The organism is Pseudomonas bubulae, from assembly GCF_037023725.1.
In the GTDB taxonomy this organism is placed as follows: Bacteria; Pseudomonadota; Gammaproteobacteria; order Pseudomonadales; family Pseudomonadaceae; genus Aquipseudomonas; species Aquipseudomonas bubulae.
Genome location: NZ_CP146077.1, coordinates 4882190 through 4900558, shown reverse-complemented (window position 1 = coordinate 4900558; position 18369 = coordinate 4882190). Strand labels below are relative to the sequence as shown.

The following is an 18369-nucleotide window of genomic DNA, read 5'->3' as shown; positions in this document are numbered from 1 at the left end:
GTTAAATGCATAAATTACTTGTAGGTAACGTCGAAACTGGCCAATGCATTGACTTTACCGGTGCCGATGCCACGCACACCCGGGGTCTCACCCGAAGCTGCGGTGTCGGCAACCAGGCGAACATAGGATGCGGTGAAGTCGAAGGTGTTGGACTGCGGACGCAGAACGTAATCGTTGCTGGCCGTGTTAAGTGGCAACTTGTTACCGGTGCGCGCGTCGTTGATCTGGATACCAACGCCGGGTACCTGGTTGTCACCGGTCATGCCCAGCACGGTTGCATCAGTGCCAGCTTGTTGGCCGCTGAATTTGATGGAGGCGTTTTTCAGGGTCGAGCCGCTGCAGTTTTCCAGCGAGATCGAAAATGGTGTGGCGCCAGCAGTGGCGACAGCCCCTACAGTGTTAGGGAAGTCGGCAATACGGACCTGGCCCATATCAACCGCTTTTTTAACGCTTTCGCTGTTGATGGTGCATGCGTTGTCGTTGATAGTGCCGGTGAATTCAACCTGACCATCAGCCGCTTGAGCGGTAGCAGCAGCCATTACGATCAGCAGCGAAGAGCCACAAAGCGCGGTGTATTTGCCAAATTTATGAAACATGAGAGAAGCCCTCTACAAACCAATGATGTGTGATTTCCATTATTTAATGCCCCCCCTGCCAACGGCTCGCCGCGGCAGGTGATGCAAAGGATGCAATTGCCAGAGGAGAATCCCCATCAGACAATTCCTGTTCGGCTTGCTCAGGCCATTTCGAGGGCGCAGAAGTGGCGGCGCAAGGCTCGTGGCGAGCGCAGTGGGGGCTGGCGGATAGTGCAATGTGTAACCCTTTGGCTAGCAACAGGCTTGCCTATTTCCTCCCAGGTCATCGACGGCGCTAAATCATGAAGCAAGCTAAGGTACGTCTCGGTGCGCTGGCACTGAGCTCACTCAGACTGAACAAACTATTGCTCCTGCTCACCGGGTTTGCCCTGCTGCTGGTGAGCATGAGCTATTGGGCGGTTAATCGAGTGCTGAAGGAGGAGGGCGAGAAGACGGATTTTCATTTCGCGCGGCTGATGGAAAGCATTCATGAGCATGAGACCTTTTTGCGTATTGCCGTTCAAAGCTACAGTCAGGCTAATGAAAACCTGCTGATAGATAGCCAACCGCACTCGCACGAGGTACTGATCCGTCAGGGCGATGAGCGCTTGTTCCAGAACCGTGACACGGCCAAGTCATTGCCCTTTACGGTGAGCCAGCGAGACAAGTTCACCCATACCGAAATGCAGGGCGTCTACTCGCTCGGTGTGCAGTTGACCGATCTTTTCACGGCTTACTGGTCCGATTCCCACTATGTGGCGCCGCAGGTATTTGTTTTTTCCCCCAGCGATCAATTCACTATTGCGGTGCCCGGTATTGAGGGCACGCGGCAGTCCCCCCTATTGCTCAAAAGCAACTTTTTCGATGTGACCAAACGTTTGTACGATGAACTTATGGTGCATCGCCATGCCCTTGGCAGTGATGAACTGATCTGGATAAAAGCTCCGCAGGACCTGATTCAAAAGCGCAAGTACATTGTCGGCGCCGTCGGGCTGAATCTGTCGCGCAACTTCATGCCACCGGGGGCTGAAGCCAATGACCTGGTGATCCTGAACGCGTTACTGGACGTCAGCGATATCGGTGATCTGGAGCGCTTGCTGATGCACCCCACCAACAGCCGTTTGACCTTGATCTCGCCTGCCGGCGATGTATTGCTGGGGGACGCCGGGGATGTCGAGGATCTGCCCCTGGGCTTGAGCATTACCCGCGATGGTCTGCGCTTCAAGCTGAGTTCGGGCGGGGCCACGCCCTGGGTCGGGTTGTACGCGATCAGTTATCAGAACTTCTTTGGCTATGCCAAATGGCCTTTGGCCGGCGCGGCGGGCCTGCTGGTGTTGTTTGGGCTGATCGGCTGGCGCTTCAACCGCTGGTACCGCAAGCAAATCATCGAACCTGCCCAGCGTGCCAGCCAGTCCCTGGCCGAGAGCGAAGAATTCAATCGGGCCATGCTCGACAGCGCACCCGTGGGGTTGTGCGTGGTCGAGCGCAGCACGGGAGAGATCCTGCTGGAAAACCAGAGGGCGCATGAGTGGCAGGGTACCCCTGAACTGATTGCCCTGCTGAAGCGCGATTATGGTGAGCACGAACTGGGAGAGGTCCAGTTGGAAGTCGCGGGGCGCTATCTGCAGGCCTGTTTTGTCTTTACCCGTTACAAGGGCAAGAACGTGGTGCTCTGTGGTTTCAACGACGTCACCCGGCATGTGGATGACGCCAACCTGATGGAGCAGGAGCGGCGTTCGGCTGACGAAGCGAGCAAAGCCAAAACTCTGTTTCTGGCAACCATGAGCCATGAAATTCGTACGCCTCTATACGGGGTACTGGGCAATCTTGAACTGCTGGGCCTTACGTCTCTGAATGAGCGCCAGCGTGAATACCTGCAGACCATTCAGCGGTCGTCTACGGTGTTGTTTCAGTTGATCAGTGATGTGCTGGACGTCTCCAAGATCGAGTCCGGGCAAATGGCTGTCGAGGCCAAGTCCTTCTGTCCGCTGGACTTGTTTGAAGACTGTGTGCGCAGTTATTCAGCCGCGGCGAGCAATAAGGGCTTGAAGATTTTTGCCTGTGCCGACGCGCAGTTGCCGCCATTGTTGAGTGGCGATGCGGTACGTATTCGGCAAATCATCAATAATTTGCTGAGTAACGCAATCAAGTTCACCGACACCGGCTGGGTTGTCTTCAGGCTCAAGGTGATAGGCATCGAACAAGGGCAGGCCGCGTTGCAGTGGCAGGTTTCCGATACCGGCGTGGGGATCAGCGAAGGGCAACTGACGCGCCTGTTCAAGCCCTTTTCCCAGGTGGGTGGCAGCGAACGTGCAGGCGGTGCGGGGCTGGGCCTGTCCATTTGTGCGAGCTTGAGCGAGATGATGGGCGCGAATTTGCGGGTGGTCAGTGAACCGGGGCTTGGCAGCAGCTTTTCGTTGCATATGAGCTTACCGGTTATCGCCGGCTCACTGGGTAGTTGTGCCGATATCGACCTTGAGGGGGTCCGTGTTTACGTGCGCGCTGCGCGCAATGATATAGGGCAGATCCTGGCAGACTGGTTAAACCATTGGGGCGCTCGCGCCCAGGTTATGCCGGCAGCGCTTCCTCCCGACTACCCTGCAATCCTGCTGGATCTGGACCCTGACCAACCGCTGACAGTGCCCTGGCAAGGTGAGCGGCTGCTGGCGACCGAGTCGGGGGGCAGCCAGCCGCAAAGGACTGCCCGTGGCTGGGAGGTCAATGCCTATGATATTCGCGCCATTGGCAGAACGCTGATGCAGATCGCCCATGGGGCTGTCCCCCAGGCGTCCGCCAGTGTGGTGCCCTATTCCGCAAAGCTGGAGTTGAATGTCCTGGTCGCCGAGGACAATCCCGTCAACCAGGAGATCCTCAGGGAGCAGCTGGAGGCCCTGGGGGCCCGGGTTACGTTGGCAGACGACGGGCAGCAGGCCCTGTCGCGCTGGAAGGAAGCGTCGTTTGATCTGCTGATCACCGACGTCAATATGCCCAGACTCGATGGCTATCAGCTGACGCGCCGCTTGCGTGAGCTTGACCCGCGGGTGCCGATTATTGGTGTGACCGCCAATGCCCTGCGTGAAGAAGGGGAGCGCTGCCTGGAAGCGGGAATGAATGTATGGCTGGTCAAGCCCCTGAGCCTGACCACATTGCGCCAGACCTTGTCCGCCTTGTGCGCAGCGCCTGCCGAGCTGCCTGTTGGCGTCCATGATGCCCCCGATGCACCCCTGCAGACGGATGATCTGCAAGACTGGATCAGCCTTTCGCCAGCCATGCATCGGCTGTTTATCGCCACCATGCAGGAGGATCTGGCGCAGGCTCAGCTGGCGTTGCAGCAGGGCAATACCTCGAAACTGATCAGTTATGTGCACCGGATGCACGGTTCTTTTGCCACGGTGGGCGCTGTCAATTTGGCTGAGGCCTGCAATCAGTGCGAAATTGCCTTGTTGCGTGAGCCCTTGAACCCGGTCTCGGTCGCGGCCAATGAGGTATTGCTCGAACGTTTGCGCAGGGTGGTCGCGAGGCTGGTTGACGGGGCGTTATATCCCGGCAGCCAGTAACGTTACGGCCACGTTCAGCGGGCGTGCGGATCTGCCGGTGATCACAGTGGCCGTTTGTTGTACCTTGGAATCGTCCCTCCCAACAATAATATGGACGTTTCCATGGCCTCTAACCCTGCATTTCACGCTTCTCCCATGCCCACCCTGCTCGATGCCCTGCGCGAGCTGCTCGGTGAGCGCCTGAGCACTGGCCGAGCCGAGTGCGAGCAACACGGCCGAGGTGAGTCATACCACCCGACCTTGCCGCCGGACGCGGTGTGTTACGCCGAGTCCACGGCCGAGGTGGCGGCCATCGTCAAACTCTGCGCAGCGCAGCGAGTGCCGATCATTGCCTTTGGTGGTGGCACTTCACTGGAAGGCCATGTAGGCGCTACCCGGGGCGGGGTCTGTATCGACCTGAGCCGCATGCAGCGAATCATCGCCGTGCGCCCGGATGATCTGGATGTCACTGTGGAGGCCGGGGTAACCCGCATGCAGCTGAATGCCGAACTGCGTACCACCGGGCTGTTCTTTCCGGTCGACCCGGGCGGTGAAAGCACCCTGGGAGGCATGGCAGCGACCCGCGCTTCAGGGACCAATGCGGTGCGTTACGGGACCATGCGCGAAAACGTGTTGAACCTGACCGTGGTGCTGGCTGACGGTCAGGTGATCAAGACCGGTGGACGGGCGCGAAAATCATCCGCTGGCTACGACCTCACGCGCTTGTTTGTCGGCTCGGAAGGCACGCTGGGGATCATCACCGAAGTCACACTGCGCCTTTACGGTATTCCGGAAACCACCTGCGCGGCGGTGTGTACCTTCCCGACGATAGCGGCGGCGGTCAGTTCGGTGGTGTCGATCATTCAATATGGCATTCCAGTGTCACGGGTCGAATTGCTCGATGCGCGCACGGTGCAGGCGGTCAACCGTTTCTCGCACATGGGCCTGGTTGAAACGCCGACGCTGTTTTTCGAGTTCGCCGGTTCCCCGGCCAGTGTGGCGGAGCAGGTGGAACTGACCCGGGAGATTGTTGAAAGCAATGGTGCATCGGGTTTCCAGGCGGCTGGCGATGCTGATGCGCGCAATGCCCTGTGGCGTGCCCGGCACAGTGTCCACTATGCAATGCAGTCCATGCGGCCGAATGGTCGGATCTGGAGCACGGATGTCTGCGTACCGATTTCGGCGCTGACCCGGTGCATTGCCGAAACGGCTGAAGATGTGGCCAGGGTTTCATTTTTCGTAGGCATGGTCGGGCATGTCGGGGATGGCAACTTTCACCTGGGGATGGTGGTCGACCCGGGCAATGCCGCAGAACTGGTTGAAGCCGAAGCGCTCAATGAGCGGGTTGTCGAGCGCGCCATTGCCCTTGAGGGCACTTGCACCGGAGAGCATGGCATTGGTTCGGGAAAGATAAAGTTCATGCCCCTGGAGCATGGCGCCGCACTGGGTGTCATGCACCTGGTCAAGCAGGCTCTCGACCCTCTTGGGCTGATGAACCCGGGGAAAATCCTGCCCCAGGGGTGATATCAGGCCTGGGCGGTGATGTAAGCGCAGGTAATCATTGGTCTTTTTTTTATTTCGTGCTTGACGCCCCGACGGTAAAACACGTTTAATTGCCGCCTTGCCCAGATAGCTCAGTCGGTAGAGCAGGGGATTGAAAATCCCCGTGTCGGCGGTTCGATTCCGTCTCTGGGCACCACAACAGCAAAACCCCTGATGCCTATGGCTTCGGGGGTTTTTTGTTTTCGGGTGGAGCAAATCTGTTCTGCCTATCCCTTTGTCGCCTCGTCACTCGTTACGCCTTTCAGGATGTTTACTTTCAATAAGGCTTTGTCTTTTGAAGAGGTGGGTGCGATGAGCAATGAACAGGCAGTACCCGAGACCAAAGGCGTTACGGTCACGTTGCTGGCCACCATCGACCTTGGCCCCGAGATCGAGGGAATGGCAGGGCGCCAGCTTCGCATGCGTAAGGTGACGATTGAGCCGGGGGGCGTTTTCGGGCCGGTTCACAACCATACAGAGAGGCCTGGCACCGTCTATATCCTTCACGGCGTTATCACTGACCATAGAAATGGTATCGCCACGGAGTATGGCCCGGGTGTGGGCTGGCCTGAAGACAGGCACACCACGCACTGGCTTGAAAACCGGGGAGTGATTGAGGCGGTGGAGATTTCAGTCGATATCGTCAGGCAAGAATAAGCCCGCATCAGGCGGCTGCTTGATAGCCGCTCATTCTAGCGGAATCCGTAATGGGTGACGTTGTGAGCGCTCGCGTCACCAAAACCAATAAGGCAGGAACTTGGGGGTCGGTTCATTGGCCAATTCCAGATGGTAGGTAATGGCGTTAAAGAAAAACATGTCCAGTATAAGAAAGGCCGTCGCCCCAAAAGAGAATGTTAAAAACTCGCGATGTGGATGTGAATAAAGGCGTGACTCCATCCAGGGGCGAGCCGCGGCAAGAATAATCAAGCCCGTCATTGCACCAAGGTAGTTCGGTTGAACAGGGGGCGCCGCAAAGTGATTATAAATAAATGCAAACAGAAGCATTCCGAGGCCAATAACGGGCAGTCTCAAGCAGAACTTCAGCAGTTTGTCTCTGGTATTGGCGAATCGTTGGCTTCGATCTACAAAGATATAGGCCGCTAACAAGGAAATCGCGGGTGTGATTGAAAGTATGTAACGCGCTTTCTTGGCACTTGGAATTGTCAGCAGTACGACCACGACAAGAAGCCAGGCCGAGAGATACAAGAGCATGCTTGTCGACGGTAGAGGCGACGGTGCAAAAAAATCTTTGCCCTTTCTGATGATGACGTTCAAGGCAATAAAAACGGTTACACCGTAGGTCAGCAAGCCGGCAGAGAAGTAGAAGTAATAACGAGGTGCCTGGTTACTGTCAAATCGCCCCAGCCCTTGCTTGACCAATACCTCCTGCAAGAAAGCATGTCCACCTTGTGCGTAGGCAGCCGCTATCAGCAGCAAAAGGGCAGCGCCCAGGACCAGGCCGGCGAGCAGGCAGAACACAACGAGCCTGCGCCATTGCCGGCTCAGCAGGTAATAAGAGGCGACTACACTGGCTGGGACGATCAGGCCAACAGGACCACGGAATGCAAAGCCCAGCGCCAGGGCTGCGAGTATAAGCAGCAATCGGGATGTTTGTTTATGCTCGTCTCCTGCACAGGCCAGATAAAAACATATCACGGTAAAAAGTGCAGGGTATATATCCATTGATAAGGAGTTTACGCCGTCCAGAAATGACCAGGTGAATAGCGCGAACACAACACCATATGCGCCCCATTTCTTTTCCTGCCGTTCACCCAGCTTGTATATGAATACCAGTGTCAAGGCGGCAGCAATACAAAAGGGCGTCGCCAGGGAGAGAAGGGATACTTGGCCAAATGGCAGTGAAATCAGATAAACGAGGAGCGTATGGGTCACTGTGTAGTCGGGATAGGGCTGCAGGTCATCAGAGATTGGAAAAAGCGTCAATCCGTCCTGGAACATATAGTGGGCGAAGTCGACGAAGCGTGTTGTGTAATTGAGCACTGCGGGCCTGTATTGCAGGGCAGCAAATAGGAAAAAAGACATTATAAAAATAACGGAGCAGGGGTATTTAAAAGTGACGTATTTAAGTGCCTTCATATAAGCGGCTCTCCAAAAACGCGCAGGCTAGCATTGTTTTTTTTAGGTAACCCAGATTTAAAAAGTAAATATTTATTATATTAAAAGTGTCAGGGAATAGTGGGGCTACCTGTCCATTTCAGATCATGGGCTGCGAACAGGTGTGAAGCAGACTGATCCGGATCGGTCATGACGTAAGGGGGTAGGCGATTTCTGGACGCAGTTGCCAGGTTATTGGCCGAGGGCTCGCAGGATGCGACGGGGAGATTTGGGAGGAGACATTAAGAAACCCCCAGACACAAGAAAGCCCGCACTAGGCGGGCTTCTTGTACTGTCTGCAGACTCATGGAGACTTCTGTAAACAAGCGTTTGGTGGCTACACAGGGACTTGAACCCCGGACCCCAGCATTATGAATGCTATGCTCTAACCAACTGAGCTATGTAGCCGATGGCGCGCATTATTCCCTCGTACGGGGGGTGTGTCAAGCAAATATCTAAAAAAAATCTTCGTTCTATCAATTGCTTAAGGTTTTACGGCGTTTGCATGGAAAGATCTTGTAAAAGAATGGCACATTGACGGATCTGCAAGCGCGCATTCACCTGTCGTACGGAAACCCAAATGGCTCTTAGCAACGCTCAAACAACTACAATCGCGTCCCCTCCAGCCCCTCAGTCAAGCCCATTGGTCATGCGCATTATCGGCGCCGTGGCCCTGGCGCATCTGATCAATGACCTGATCCAGGCCGTACTGCCGTCGATCTACCCGATGCTCAAGGCCAAATATGACCTGACCTTTACTCAGATCGGACTGATAACCCTGACGTTTCAGATGACCGCTTCGCTATTGCAGCCGTGGGTGGGTTACTACACCGACCGTCATCCCAATCCGCTTTTGTTGCCTGCCGGGATGGTTTGCACCCTGATCGGGATTTTGATGTTGTCTCAGGTCGGCAGTTTTCCGCTGATTTTGCTGGCCGCCGCCCTGGTGGGTATTGGCTCTTCTACGTTTCACCCCGAAGCTTCCCGTGTAGCGAGGCTTGCTTCGGGCGGGCGCTACGGGCTTGCGCAATCGACCTTCCAGGTAGGTGGCAATGCCGGCTCGGCCTTTGGCCCGTTGTTGGCTGCGGCCATCATCATTCCCTTTGGTCAGGGTAACGTGGCCTGGTTCGGCCTGTTTGCCCTGTTCGCCGTTGGGCTGCTGTATGTCATCAGTCGCTGGTACCGCAACCATTTGAATCTGTTCAAGCTCAAGGCCGGGCAGCAGGCGACTCATGGGTTGTCGAAGCAGCGGGTACTCGGTGCCCTGGCGGTGCTCGGCTTGCTGGTGTTCTCCAAGTACTTCTACATGGCGAGTCTGACCAGCTACTACACGTTCTTCCTGATCGAAAAGTTCGACGTGTCAGTGTCCACCTCGCAGTTGTACCTGTTCCTGTTCCTGGGCGCAGTTGCGGCGGGCACGTTCTTTGGCGGCCCCATCGGTGACCGTATTGGCCGCAAGGCGGTGATCTGGTTTTCAATTCTCGGGGTGGCGCCGTTTACCTTGCTGCTGCCCTATGCCGACCTGTTCTGGACCAGTGTGCTCAGCGTGATCATCGGCTTTATCCTGGCCTCGGCATTCTCGGCCATTGTGGTGTATGCCCAGGAGCTGGTGCCGGGCAATGTGGGGATGATTGCCGGTATCTTCTTCGGCCTGATGTTTGGTTTTGGCGGGATTGGTGCGGCCTTGCTCGGGCATTTGGCGGACATTCATGGCATCGAGTATGTGTACACCCTGTGCTCTTACCTGCCGTTGTTCGGCGTGCTGGCGATTTTGCTGCCGCGAACGAAAAAAGTCTGAGTCGGTAGTGGGGGCCATTCCCTGGCCTTGCTCCGGGCGTGCCCTCAATCATGGACCCCTCTGAGCATCCGTGGCGGGCACTAGCAGTGGGTGGCCATCTTGAGTTGTTCGCGAGCTCGCGAGATGCGTGAGCGAACTGTCCCTATAGGGATTTCCAGAGCGCTGGCGGTGTCGCGATAACTGCTGCCGCTTTGCACCGATGCATACAACGTGTCGCGCATTTCGATGGGCAGCCGGTTGAAGGCAATCAGCGTGAGCTCAAGCCTGCGGTGAGTCTCAAATTGACCATACAGGTCGGGGCTGTGGTCCTGCTCATGGCACTGCGTCTCGTCGAACTCGCAATGCACCGGCCTTGCGTGCAACCGACGAAAATGATTGCGAATGAGGTTCTGGGCAATGCCGCACATCCATGTGCTGAGCGTTGCCTGGCCGTTGAAGCGTGCTTTGCTGCGCCACGCCTCCAGGCAGGTCAACTGAAAAATATCCTCTGCATCTTCGGGGTTCAGTACGCGCTTGTGGATAAACGCTTTAAGTTTTTTTTGAAGTTCAGTCGACAGATCCAGAAAGTCAGGGGCAGGGGGGGAAGCCTTATCAAGGTGATCCATTTTTTATCCTCAGGGTGAGTGCTATCGAAAATGGTTTCGACAAGGACCTCCCAAGCATCGCCTGTGCCAATTTGCGGATCGAATATAGCCATCTGATTTATATGAGCTTTACAGGTTTTTAACAGGCGCGGTTGTGCCGGATCTTGCGTAGCGGACCTTGTGCGTGCGCCAGTTTTTTCAAAAACATGCCAATGCTACTGCCAGGGAACCGCTTGCCTGTGATCAACCACACAGGTCAATGAAACCTCCTGACTTGGCAGCGCTATGAAAGTTGAAGGGCGAAACGACACCGCGCAGATCCTGCTCTCTTCTCGGAGCGTTGGGGGGCAGATGCCCCAGTCTTCTGCGCAAAGTGCCGCTGAAGAGGTTGGCATGTTGTTCAGCCAGAAAGCCGAAAGCAGCAGCAAGGCATTGGCTCAGCGCGCGCTGCGCACGGTAGATAACCGGGTGCAGAAGGTTGAGGGTATCCAGCAGTTAAACGAGCTCTATGAGCAACTGGGGCATCCCGCTCAGCTCAGCCTGGGGCTGCTGACCCGGCACGTTCGTCTGGCACTGGCGTCAGACTCAGGGGTCGAAGCCTTGCTGGCGTTGACCGGCGACGACCCGGCCCGCACCAGTGTTGTCTTGCAGTACATGGTTGCTCAGGCCCGGGCACAAGGGCGTGAAGGTGATATCGAGCGGGTGCAGAAGGTTCAGGCACAGTTGCATACCCGCTATGACCGGCAAATTCAGGCGGGCCTGAATATTGCGCTGGCGCTGGCAGCAGCCGAAGGCGATGCCGCGCTGCGCCAGGCTGTTCGCACGCTGTATTACTCCAGTGTGGTGCGCAAACAATCACTGCCGAGCATTATCCAGGCCTTGCTGGCTTTATTCGATGAAGAGAGGGTCAACGACGGGTTGCGCGTGATGGCGCGCGCGCTGGCGGATGATATCGCCGCCCACCGGCCCTCGGTGCCGAGCCTCAGGTTGCGTACCTTGTTGAGCGGACTTCAAGGCTGCACCCAGTTGAGCAGCCTTTTGCACAGTTGCCGGTGGTTTATTGAGCGATTGTCATCCCGCGAACGGCAGGCCGAACTGTCGCCAGTCTGCCTGTTGCAACGTCTGCTGGGGTACGCGGGCACGGGCATCGATAGCGATGAGGTGCAAAGCCTGAGTCGTGAGTTGGGTGGCGAAAACCTTTCCAGTCAACTGGTCTTGCTCAATCAAGTTTATCCGTTGATTCAGCGTCTCCCGTTGGCCGTTTGGAGTGACCCTGCAAGCCGTCAGGACGCATTGCAGTCTTTTTTGAGCCTGATGGGTGAACACACTCAGAGCGAAGGTATCGTCCAGCTGTCGGCAGGGCTGACGAGACCGATTCGATGAGGCTCGTCAAATGGCTCAGTAAAGGCCCTGGCAATGTGGCAAGCCCGGGCGAAGTGCTCGGGGCCGTGGCGGTGCTGGGCATTGTTTTTATCTTTATCGTGCCCTTGCCGACCTGGCTGGTGGATGTGCTGATCGCGCTCAATATGTGCCTGGCCAGCCTGTTGATCGTGCTGGCGCTTTATCTGCCCAACCCTTTGGCATTTTCCACATTTCCTGCACTTTTGCTGCTGACCACGATGTTTCGTCTGGCGTTGTCGATTGCCACGACCCGCCTGATCCTGCTGGAGCAGGATGCGGGCGAGATCGTCGAGGCCTTTGGCAACTTTGTGGTGGGGGGGAATCTGGCGGTGGGGCTGGTGATTTTTCTGATCATCACCATCGTCAATTTCCTGGTGATTACCAAGGGTTCGGAACGTGTCGCTGAAGTGGCGGCGCGCTTTAGCCTGGATGCGCTGCCGGGCAAGCAGATGTCCATCGACAGTGACCTGCGTGGCGGGTTGATCGATGGTGCACAGGCCCGATACAAGCGTGACCAGTTGTCCCGGGAAAGCCAGATGTTCGGTGCCATGGACGGCGCCATGAAGTTTGTCAAAGGAGACGCCATCGCAGGCCTGGTGATTGTGCTGATCAATATCCTCGGCGGGTTTTCCACGGGGGTAGTGCAACACGGGATGAGTGCTGGCGAGGCCATCACGCTGTATTCGGTATTGACCATCGGTGATGGTCTGATCGCGCAAATTCCGGCTCTGTTGATTGCCTTGACCGCGGGGATGATCATCACCCGTGTTGCCCCCGACGACCAATCGCCAGGCGGCCATGTCGGGGCACAAATCGGCCAGCAGATAACCCGTGAACCCAAGAGCTGGATGATCGCATCGGCGGCCATGCTGGCCTTCGCCGCCCTGCCGGGAATGCCCGCCCCGGTGTTTGGCTTGATTGCCCTGTGTACGTTTGCGCCGGGTTTTTACTGGTGGTCGCGAAGCCGCAAGGCTGAGGCGTTGGAGCCGGCGCAAGCAGTGCAGGTGGCCCCTGAACACAACGGCGACGAAGATCTGAGAGTGTTTGATCCGACACGCCCGTATCTGCTGCAGTTCGCCAGTGCCCATCAAAGCCTGGAGCTTACTGAGCGGCTGATTCACGGGATTCGTCAGGTGCGCAACAGTATCGTCACCCGTATCGGGGTGACACTTCCCAGTTTTGAAATCGAATACAGCGACATGCTGCCCGAGGATGAGTTTCGCTTTTGTGTTCACGAAGTGCCCACGCTCAAGGCGACTTTTGATGAACGACGGGCCGTGGCACGGGACAGTGTCACGGATGCTCCTCAGAGTGCTCTCAGAGGCAGCGAGCAAAGAGATGAACGGGACTGGCTATGGCTGAACCCCGGTGATCCGCTGCTGGCCCGGGAGGGCGTCGAGTCGTTCAGTGCCCATGCCTTGATTGTTGAGCGCATGCGTCAAGCCATGATGATCAGCGGGCCGCAATTTTTGGGGTTGCAGGAGAGCAAGTCGATTCTCGGCTGGCTTGAGCAAAGCCAGCCTGAGCTGGTTCAAGAGTTGCAGCGGATCATGCCGCTGTCCCGGTTCTCTGCCGTTCTGCAGCGCCTGGCCAGTGAAGGCGTACCCCTGCGGGCAGTACGCCTGATTGTCGAAGTGCTGACCGAACATGGCCAGCACGAGCGCGAAGTGTCAGCGCTGGCGGACTATGCGCGGATTGCCCTGAAGTCGCAGATCTATCATCTGTACAGTCAGGCTGACGGTCTGCATGCCTGGCTGTTGTCTGCCCATAGCGAAAACCTTTTTCGCGAGGCATTGCGCCAAACCCAATCGGGCGTGTTCTTTGCCCTGGACAATGAGCACAGTACGCAACTTGTGGCGCTGCTCAAGGAGGCTTTTGCACCGCGCAAGTGCGACGCAAGCGTATTGCTGGTGGCGCAGGATCTGCGCAGCCCGTTGCGCACGCTGTTGTTCGATGAATTCAACCATGTGCCGGTCATGTCTTTCGCCGAGTTGACCGGCTCGGCCAAGGTCAAGGTGCTCGGGCGTCTTGATCTGCAATTCGACGGTGTGCTGCGCGAGGCCGTGTCTTGAGTCCGGGGCATGGCTTACCTGATGGCGCAACCGTGGTGTTCGATTCGCAGCAGCCTGGCCTGCTGTTCGAGTTGCGAGTGCTGAGCGGTTTGCATGAGGGGGCTGCACTGCCTTTGTTCGGTGAATGCTGGAGCATCGGTGCCCATCAAGATGCCGACCTGGAGTTGTACGACCCTGGCGTTGAAGCCAGGCATGCCCGGTTGCACTGTGTGGACGGGCGCTGGACAGTGCAGGCGCAGGAAGGTCTCTTGCAGGATGAAACCGGCACTGCCCGGGCACAGATTGCCGATCTGGCTGCGGGTAAGGCGTTCGCCATTGGCGGGATACGCTTGTGCATCGCCAATACGCAAAGTGCCTGGGTGGATGAGCTGGCAGAAGTAACCAGGGTGCAGAGCGAAACGGCCGCCGCGCGCTCGGGCATGGTGCCTGCGCGCCGCCCTGGCAAGTGGCTGGCGCTGGCCCTGAGCGTGTCGGTGCTGATATTGGCGGCACAAGTCTGTCAGCCTTCAAACACGGCACAGGCACTTTCTCCGAAGCCATTGGCTGTCAGTGACAGGCGTCAGCTTGCAACAACGTATCAGGTCCATCAGCAATTACTCAAGATGTTGATCGAGCGTGATCTGGACAACGCCATCCGGCTGCAGATGGTTGATGAGCAAATCATCCTGGACGGTGATGTCGGCAAAGACTCGCTGGCACTGGTCTCGCGGATGCTCGATCGCTTCGAGGCGCAGTTTGAAACGCCGGTTGCGATCATTAATCAGGTCCAGGAAATCAGCACGGTACTGCCCTTCAGGATCGTCCAGATAATCGGTGGCCAAAAGGCCCATGTTGTATTGGCCGACGGGCGTAGGCTGTTTTTTGGTGACGAAGCGCAGGGTGTGCGCCTGACTGCGATCGACAACCGCCGAGTACTGTTTGAAGGCGCGCAGCGCTATGAGGTGAGCTGGTGAACGGCACGATTGCTGAGCGCCTTGAGCGCTGGCGGCAACGCCAGTTCACGCACCTGGCGGGTTTTTCACCGGTGACCCTGAGCGGTCGGCTCCTGCGGATCAATGGCATGCTGCTGCAATGCTGCCTGCCCCAGGCCCGCATTGGCGAGCTGTGCCGGGTTCAGGCAGGGAGCAACGCATGGATACTGGCAGAGGTCATCGGCTGCGATCAGCAAGACGCCACCCTCAGTGCTTTGGCGAGCCTCGAAGGAATATGCGCAGGGGCGGCCGTTGAACGCTTGGGGGCTGTGCATCAGGTTCGCGTCGGCAATGATCTGCTGGGGCAAGTGCTCGACGGGTTTGGCCGACCGCTTGCCGGGGGCGACGGGGGGGGCTTCGCCTGGCGGCCTTGTGAGGAGGCCAATGCTGTTGTATGCGAGGCGCCCCTGGCCACTCAGAGGCCGCGCATCGGTCGCACTTTGCCAACAGGGGTACGGGCCATTGACGGGTTGTTGACCCTGGGTGAGGGCCAGCGGGTCGGGCTGTTTGCCGGTGCCGGTTGTGGCAAGACCACCCTGCTGGCCGAAATCGCCCGCAACGTCGAGTGCGATGTGATCGTGTTTGGCCTGGTTGGCGAGCGCGGTCGCGAGCTGCGTGAGTTTCTTGACCATGAGCTGGATGAGGGGCTGCGGGGCAAAGCCGTGCTGGTGTGCGCAACCTCTGATCGCACAAGTATGGAGCGTGCGCGGGCAGCCTTTACCGCAACTGCTCTGGCCGAAGGTTTCCGACGCAAAGGCCGGCGGGTTTTATTGTTGATCGACTCATTGACGCGCTTTGCCCGCGCTCAGCGGGAAATCGGTCTGGCCGCTGGCGAACCCTTGGGCAGAGGCGGGTTGCCGCCCTCGGTTTACAGCCTGTTGCCACGTCTGGTAGAGCGCGCAGGCCTGACTCGCGAGGGGTCTATCACCGCGATCTATACCGTACTCATTGAGCAGGACTCCATGGGCGATCCGGTAGCCGATGAGGTTCGATCCTTGCTGGACGGGCACATTGTGTTGTCCCGCAAACTGGCAGAGCGCGGTCACTATCCGGCGATAGATGTGCTGGGCAGCCTGTCACGGATCCTGAGCAATGTGGCTGCGCCAGAACATATGCAAAACATGGCCGCGTTCAGGCGATTGCTGAGCGCGCATCAGCAGATCGAACTGCTGCTCAGGCTGGGTGAGTACCAGGCGGGCAACGATGCCCTGACCGACCTGGCCGTCGAGAGCCGCCAGCGTGTGGAGGCCTTTTTGCGTCAGGACTTGCGCGAGCCTGCAACGTTTCAGGAAACCCTGGAGCACTTGAGCGAGTTGACTGCCCATGTGCCCTTCTGAAAACCGCCCGCCTGCCACCGAGCCCTTGCGGCGCCTGCGCCAACATCGGGCCGATCGGGCTGAGCGTTTGTTGCACATCAAACGTATGGAGCTGCGAGCCCTTGGCCTGAACATTGAGCAGGCCCGTTCGGCGGTTGAGCAGGCCAGGCAAAACGAAAACCGGCAGCAAACCGAACTTACCGGCCGGTATCAGGGGCAGGTGGTGTCGCCCAGGACCCTGTCGGGCTGGGACGAGTCACAGCGCCAGTGGGCGGCTCAAACAGCGCAGCAGGCAAGTGCCTTGCAAGCGCTGCTCGAGCAGCAGCGCGTGGTTGCGATCCATGTCGAGAGTGCCCGCCAGTACGCGGGTGAATGCCAGAGAAAGGTCGAAAAACTTCTGGAATTGTCGATGTTGCTGGCAGAGGAGGCGGGATGGCCGAGTCATCAGGAGTAAACCCGGTGCCGTTGCCATTGGCCCGGTATCTGCCTGCCGCCCCGGCGCGCGCAGCCGACTGCAAACTGTTTGCAGACAGCCTGGCAGGCGCGGATAGGGGCTTGGCACAGGTGTTGTCCGAGGCACTGATGCCCCGTGCACCGGGGGCAGGGCCATGGCCAGTGCAATTTGTGCTGCATCTGGCACATCGCGGGCGGGTCAGTGTCAGCGCCCGTTATGAACATCATGGCTGGCTGATCATTTTAAAGGCGCAGCAATCCGCCACCCGACAATGGCTCTCCCGTCAGCAGCAACCCTGTCAACGGCGTCTGGCCCGTGCCTTGGGGCAGGTCGTCAGGATCCGGTTACTGCAGGAGTGCCAGTGATGACGGTAGCGCCGATCACCTTGCCACAGCTGGACGCAACCACGGTCCAGGCCTGTTGGCGGTTGGGTCGTGGCCTGCGCTATTCATTTCAGGTCGCAGGCGAGCCCGGTGAGCTTTTGCTGGAACCGGGGCGGGCGCCAGGGGGTGGTGCGTGTGTCTCGTTCGAGAGCCGCTGCGGGGTCTTTACGCTCAGTGATGCAGGGCCCTTGCTTAGCCTGTTTGGCGAGTGCCCGGTGGTGCTGGCCGAGACCGGCAACGATCCCCAGTCATGGTTTTGGGCGCACTTTGAGCAGCGCATGAGTGCGCAGGTAAGGGCGCTTTTTGGCTATCTGCGGCCCCTTGCCGACAGGCAGGTGGGCGCATTCGAGTGCTGCCTCAGTGTAGTGCTGGGCCCATCGCGAAGTGTCGGCCGATTGATGCTGGCGGCCCACAGCCTGTTGGCGCTTTGCGAGGCGGGACAATGGCAGGCAGTCAAGGCGCCGTTGCCCGATTGCTTTGCCGTGCCTGTGCCCGTGGTGCTTGGCTATCTGCCGTTGACGGTTGAGCAGTTGCGCAGGGTACGACCAGGCGACGTGCTGGTGCCGGAGCGCCTGTTGTTCAGCGGTGATGGCGTGGGGCAGTTGAGGATTGGGCGGTGGCGGATCACATCGCAAATTGATGATGAAGGCGGGCGTCGCTGCCTGACCGTGTGTGCTCTCGAGGAGTCGGCTGTGGAAGAGGTGATGTTTGCGGGTACGGACGTTGAACGGCATAAAGGCAATGAGCCGTTTGAAACCTTGCAGGTAGAGCTGAGCGTGCGCTGTGGCGCACTCAAGTTGAGCCTGGGTGAGCTGCGCCAGTTGGCCCCCGGCATGGTGTTGAGCATCGAGGGCTATGACACGGGCATGGCCGGGTTGTATTACGGCGACCGGCCGATCGGTCACGGGCAGTTGGTGGAGGTTGAGGGGCACCTTGGCCTGCAACTGTCGCGCATCAGTTTTTCGCAATGACCGTTCAAGGGATCGATCCCTTTCTGCTGGCGCTGTTTCTCGGCGGCCTGTCACTGATGCCCATGCTGCTGATGGTGTGCACCGCCTTCCTGAAAATCTGCATTGTGTTGATGATTACCCGCAACGCCATTGGTGTGCAGCAGGTGCCGCCGAGCATGGCCCTTTATGGAGTTGCCCTGGCTGCAACAATGTTTGTCATGGCACCGGTGGGGTATGAAACCGCCCAGGCCCTCAAGCAGACGCCGCTGGATATGAGCAGTGTGCAAGCCTTGCAGGAGAGCGGGGAGGAGGCAGTAAAGCCCTTGCGGGCCTTTATGGCACGCAACACTGCTCCCGATGTGCTGACCCATCTGCTGGATAACACTGCGCGTCTATGGCCTGCGCAACTGGCGCAAGAGGTCAAGCGTGACGACCTTATCCTGCTGGTACCGGCATTTGTGCTGTCGCAGCTACAGGCAGGGTTTGAAATCGGTTTTCTGATTTACATCCCCTTTATCGTGATCGACCTGATCGTCTCGAACCTGTTGCTGGCGCTGGGCATGCAGATGGTCTCGCCCATGACCCTTTCATTGCCGCTCAAGCTGTTGCTGTTTGTGCTGGTTTCGGGTTGGACACGTCTGCTCGACAGTCTGTTCCTGTCCTATCTGTGAG

Annotated in this window: 15 protein-coding genes and 2 tRNA genes; 13 read left to right on the top strand and 4 right to left on the bottom strand. The window is 58.0% G+C overall.

Going from position 1 to position 18369, the window contains the following annotated elements; translation table 11 throughout:
* Positions 1-14: 14 nt before the first annotated feature.
* The gene (locus V6L81_RS22635) at positions 15-596 is read right to left on the bottom strand and encodes a fimbrial protein (protein ID WP_095019672.1); all 582 of its coding nucleotides are present in this window, start codon (positions 594-596) and stop codon (positions 15-17) included.
* 281 nt (positions 597-877) lie between these two features.
* Between V6L81_RS22635 and V6L81_RS22630 the strand changes: the two genes are divergently transcribed.
* From V6L81_RS22630 to V6L81_RS22615, 4 genes are all read left to right on the top strand, one after another.
* Positions 878-4132: a response regulator gene (locus tag V6L81_RS22630; protein ID WP_338660346.1), complete on the top strand. Its 3255-nt coding sequence runs from the start codon at positions 878-880 to the stop codon at positions 4130-4132.
* Between the two features lie 102 nt (positions 4133-4234).
* On the top strand, positions 4235-5635 hold the full coding sequence (locus V6L81_RS22625; protein WP_338660345.1) for an FAD-linked oxidase C-terminal domain-containing protein: 1401 nt from the start codon (positions 4235-4237) through the stop codon (positions 5633-5635).
* A 99-nt stretch (positions 5636-5734) separates the two neighbouring features.
* Positions 5735-5810, top strand: a tRNA-Phe gene (locus V6L81_RS22620).
* 17 nt (positions 5811-5827) lie between these two features.
* Positions 5828-6310: a cupin gene (locus V6L81_RS22615; protein WP_338660344.1), complete on the top strand. Its 483-nt coding sequence runs from the start codon at positions 5828-5830 to the stop codon at positions 6308-6310.
* Between the two features lie 75 nt (positions 6311-6385).
* On the opposite strand, the gene V6L81_RS22610 is transcribed toward V6L81_RS22615, so the two are convergent.
* The gene (locus V6L81_RS22610) at positions 6386-7750 is read right to left on the bottom strand and encodes a glycosyltransferase family 39 protein (protein ID WP_338660343.1); all 1365 of its coding nucleotides are present in this window, start codon (positions 7748-7750) and stop codon (positions 6386-6388) included.
* Positions 7751-8099: 349 nt separating this feature from the next.
* Positions 8100-8176: transfer RNA gene (locus V6L81_RS22605), tRNA-Met, on the bottom strand.
* Between the two features lie 172 nt (positions 8177-8348).
* Here V6L81_RS22605 and V6L81_RS22600 point away from each other — a divergent pair.
* Positions 8349-9566, top strand: coding sequence for an MFS transporter (locus tag V6L81_RS22600; RefSeq protein ID WP_095003198.1), 1218 nt, complete (start codon positions 8349-8351; stop codon positions 9564-9566).
* Positions 9567-9646: 80 nt separating this feature from the next.
* Here the strand turns inward: V6L81_RS22600 and V6L81_RS22595 are convergent, their stop codons facing one another.
* Complete coding sequence (locus V6L81_RS22595) at positions 9647-10171, bottom strand: RNA polymerase sigma factor (RefSeq protein WP_095019668.1); 525 nt, start codon at positions 10169-10171, stop codon at positions 9647-9649.
* Positions 10172-10501: 330 nt separating this feature from the next.
* Here V6L81_RS22595 and sctW point away from each other — a divergent pair, with 330 nt between their 5' ends.
* Genes sctW through sctR form a run of 8 tightly spaced genes read left to right on the top strand, consistent with a single transcriptional unit; the run spans position 10502 to position 18368 of the window.
* Entirely contained in the window at positions 10502-11533 is a 1032-nt protein-coding gene (gene sctW, locus V6L81_RS22590) for a type III secretion system gatekeeper subunit SctW (RefSeq protein ID WP_256938075.1), read from the top strand.
* A complete protein-coding gene (gene sctV / locus V6L81_RS22585; RefSeq protein ID WP_095024943.1) occupies positions 11530-13623 on the top strand; it encodes a type III secretion system export apparatus subunit SctV in 2094 nt (697 codons plus the stop codon). Before sctW ends, sctV begins: the two co-directional genes overlap by 4 nt.
* 35 nt (positions 13624-13658) lie before the next feature.
* Positions 13659-14576 (top strand): FHA domain-containing protein, encoded by a 918-nt coding sequence (locus V6L81_RS22580; protein ID WP_254925221.1) that lies wholly within the window; start codon positions 13659-13661, stop codon positions 14574-14576.
* Complete coding sequence (locus tag V6L81_RS22575) at positions 14573-15931, top strand: FliI/YscN family ATPase (RefSeq protein ID WP_169916766.1); 1359 nt, start codon at positions 14573-14575, stop codon at positions 15929-15931. Before V6L81_RS22580 ends, V6L81_RS22575 begins: the two co-directional genes overlap by 4 nt.
* Entirely contained in the window at positions 15918-16364 is a 447-nt protein-coding gene (locus V6L81_RS22570; RefSeq protein ID WP_338660342.1) for a hypothetical protein, read from the top strand. The genes V6L81_RS22575 and V6L81_RS22570 overlap by 14 nt, the downstream gene beginning before the upstream one ends.
* The gene (locus V6L81_RS22565) at positions 16343-16729 is read left to right on the top strand and encodes a type III secretion system HrpP C-terminal domain-containing protein (protein WP_169916765.1); all 387 of its coding nucleotides are present in this window, start codon (positions 16343-16345) and stop codon (positions 16727-16729) included. The genes V6L81_RS22570 and V6L81_RS22565 overlap by 22 nt, the downstream gene beginning before the upstream one ends.
* Complete coding sequence (locus V6L81_RS22560) at positions 16729-17718, top strand: FliM/FliN family flagellar motor switch protein (RefSeq protein ID WP_338660341.1); 990 nt, start codon at positions 16729-16731, stop codon at positions 17716-17718. The genes V6L81_RS22565 and V6L81_RS22560 overlap by 1 nt, the downstream gene beginning before the upstream one ends.
* A complete protein-coding gene (sctR, locus tag V6L81_RS22555; RefSeq protein ID WP_095003191.1) occupies positions 17715-18368 on the top strand; it encodes a type III secretion system export apparatus subunit SctR in 654 nt (217 codons plus the stop codon). Before V6L81_RS22560 ends, sctR begins: the two co-directional genes overlap by 4 nt.
* Position 18369 lies beyond the last annotated feature (1 nt).

Excerpts from the sequence above, each read along its gene's own strand:
- V6L81_RS22635 (WP_095019672.1), bottom strand. The coding sequence starts at position 596 with ATGTTTCATAAATTTGGCAAATACACCGCGCTTTGTGGCTCTTCGCTG.
- V6L81_RS22630 (WP_338660346.1), top strand. The coding sequence starts at position 878 with ATGAAGCAAGCTAAGGTACGTCTCGGTGCGCTGGCACTGAGCTCACTC.
- V6L81_RS22625 (WP_338660345.1), top strand. The coding sequence starts at position 4,235 with ATGGCCTCTAACCCTGCATTTCACGCTTCTCCCATGCCCACCCTGCTC.
- V6L81_RS22615 (WP_338660344.1), top strand. The coding sequence starts at position 5,828 with ATGCCTATGGCTTCGGGGGTTTTTTGTTTTCGGGTGGAGCAAATCTGT.
- V6L81_RS22610 (WP_338660343.1), bottom strand. The coding sequence starts at position 7,750 with ATGAAGGCACTTAAATACGTCACTTTTAAATACCCCTGCTCCGTTATT.
- V6L81_RS22600 (WP_095003198.1), top strand. The coding sequence starts at position 8,349 with ATGGCTCTTAGCAACGCTCAAACAACTACAATCGCGTCCCCTCCAGCC.
- V6L81_RS22595 (WP_095019668.1), bottom strand. The coding sequence starts at position 10,171 with ATGGATCACCTTGATAAGGCTTCCCCCCCTGCCCCTGACTTTCTGGAT.
- sctW (WP_256938075.1), top strand. The coding sequence starts at position 10,502 with ATGCCCCAGTCTTCTGCGCAAAGTGCCGCTGAAGAGGTTGGCATGTTG.
- sctV (WP_095024943.1), top strand. The coding sequence starts at position 11,530 with ATGAGGCTCGTCAAATGGCTCAGTAAAGGCCCTGGCAATGTGGCAAGC.
- V6L81_RS22570 (WP_338660342.1), top strand. The coding sequence starts at position 15,918 with ATGTGCCCTTCTGAAAACCGCCCGCCTGCCACCGAGCCCTTGCGGCGC.
- V6L81_RS22565 (WP_169916765.1), top strand. The coding sequence starts at position 16,343 with ATGGCCGAGTCATCAGGAGTAAACCCGGTGCCGTTGCCATTGGCCCGG.
- V6L81_RS22560 (WP_338660341.1), top strand. The coding sequence starts at position 16,729 with ATGACGGTAGCGCCGATCACCTTGCCACAGCTGGACGCAACCACGGTC.
- sctR (WP_095003191.1), top strand. The coding sequence starts at position 17,715 with ATGACCGTTCAAGGGATCGATCCCTTTCTGCTGGCGCTGTTTCTCGGC.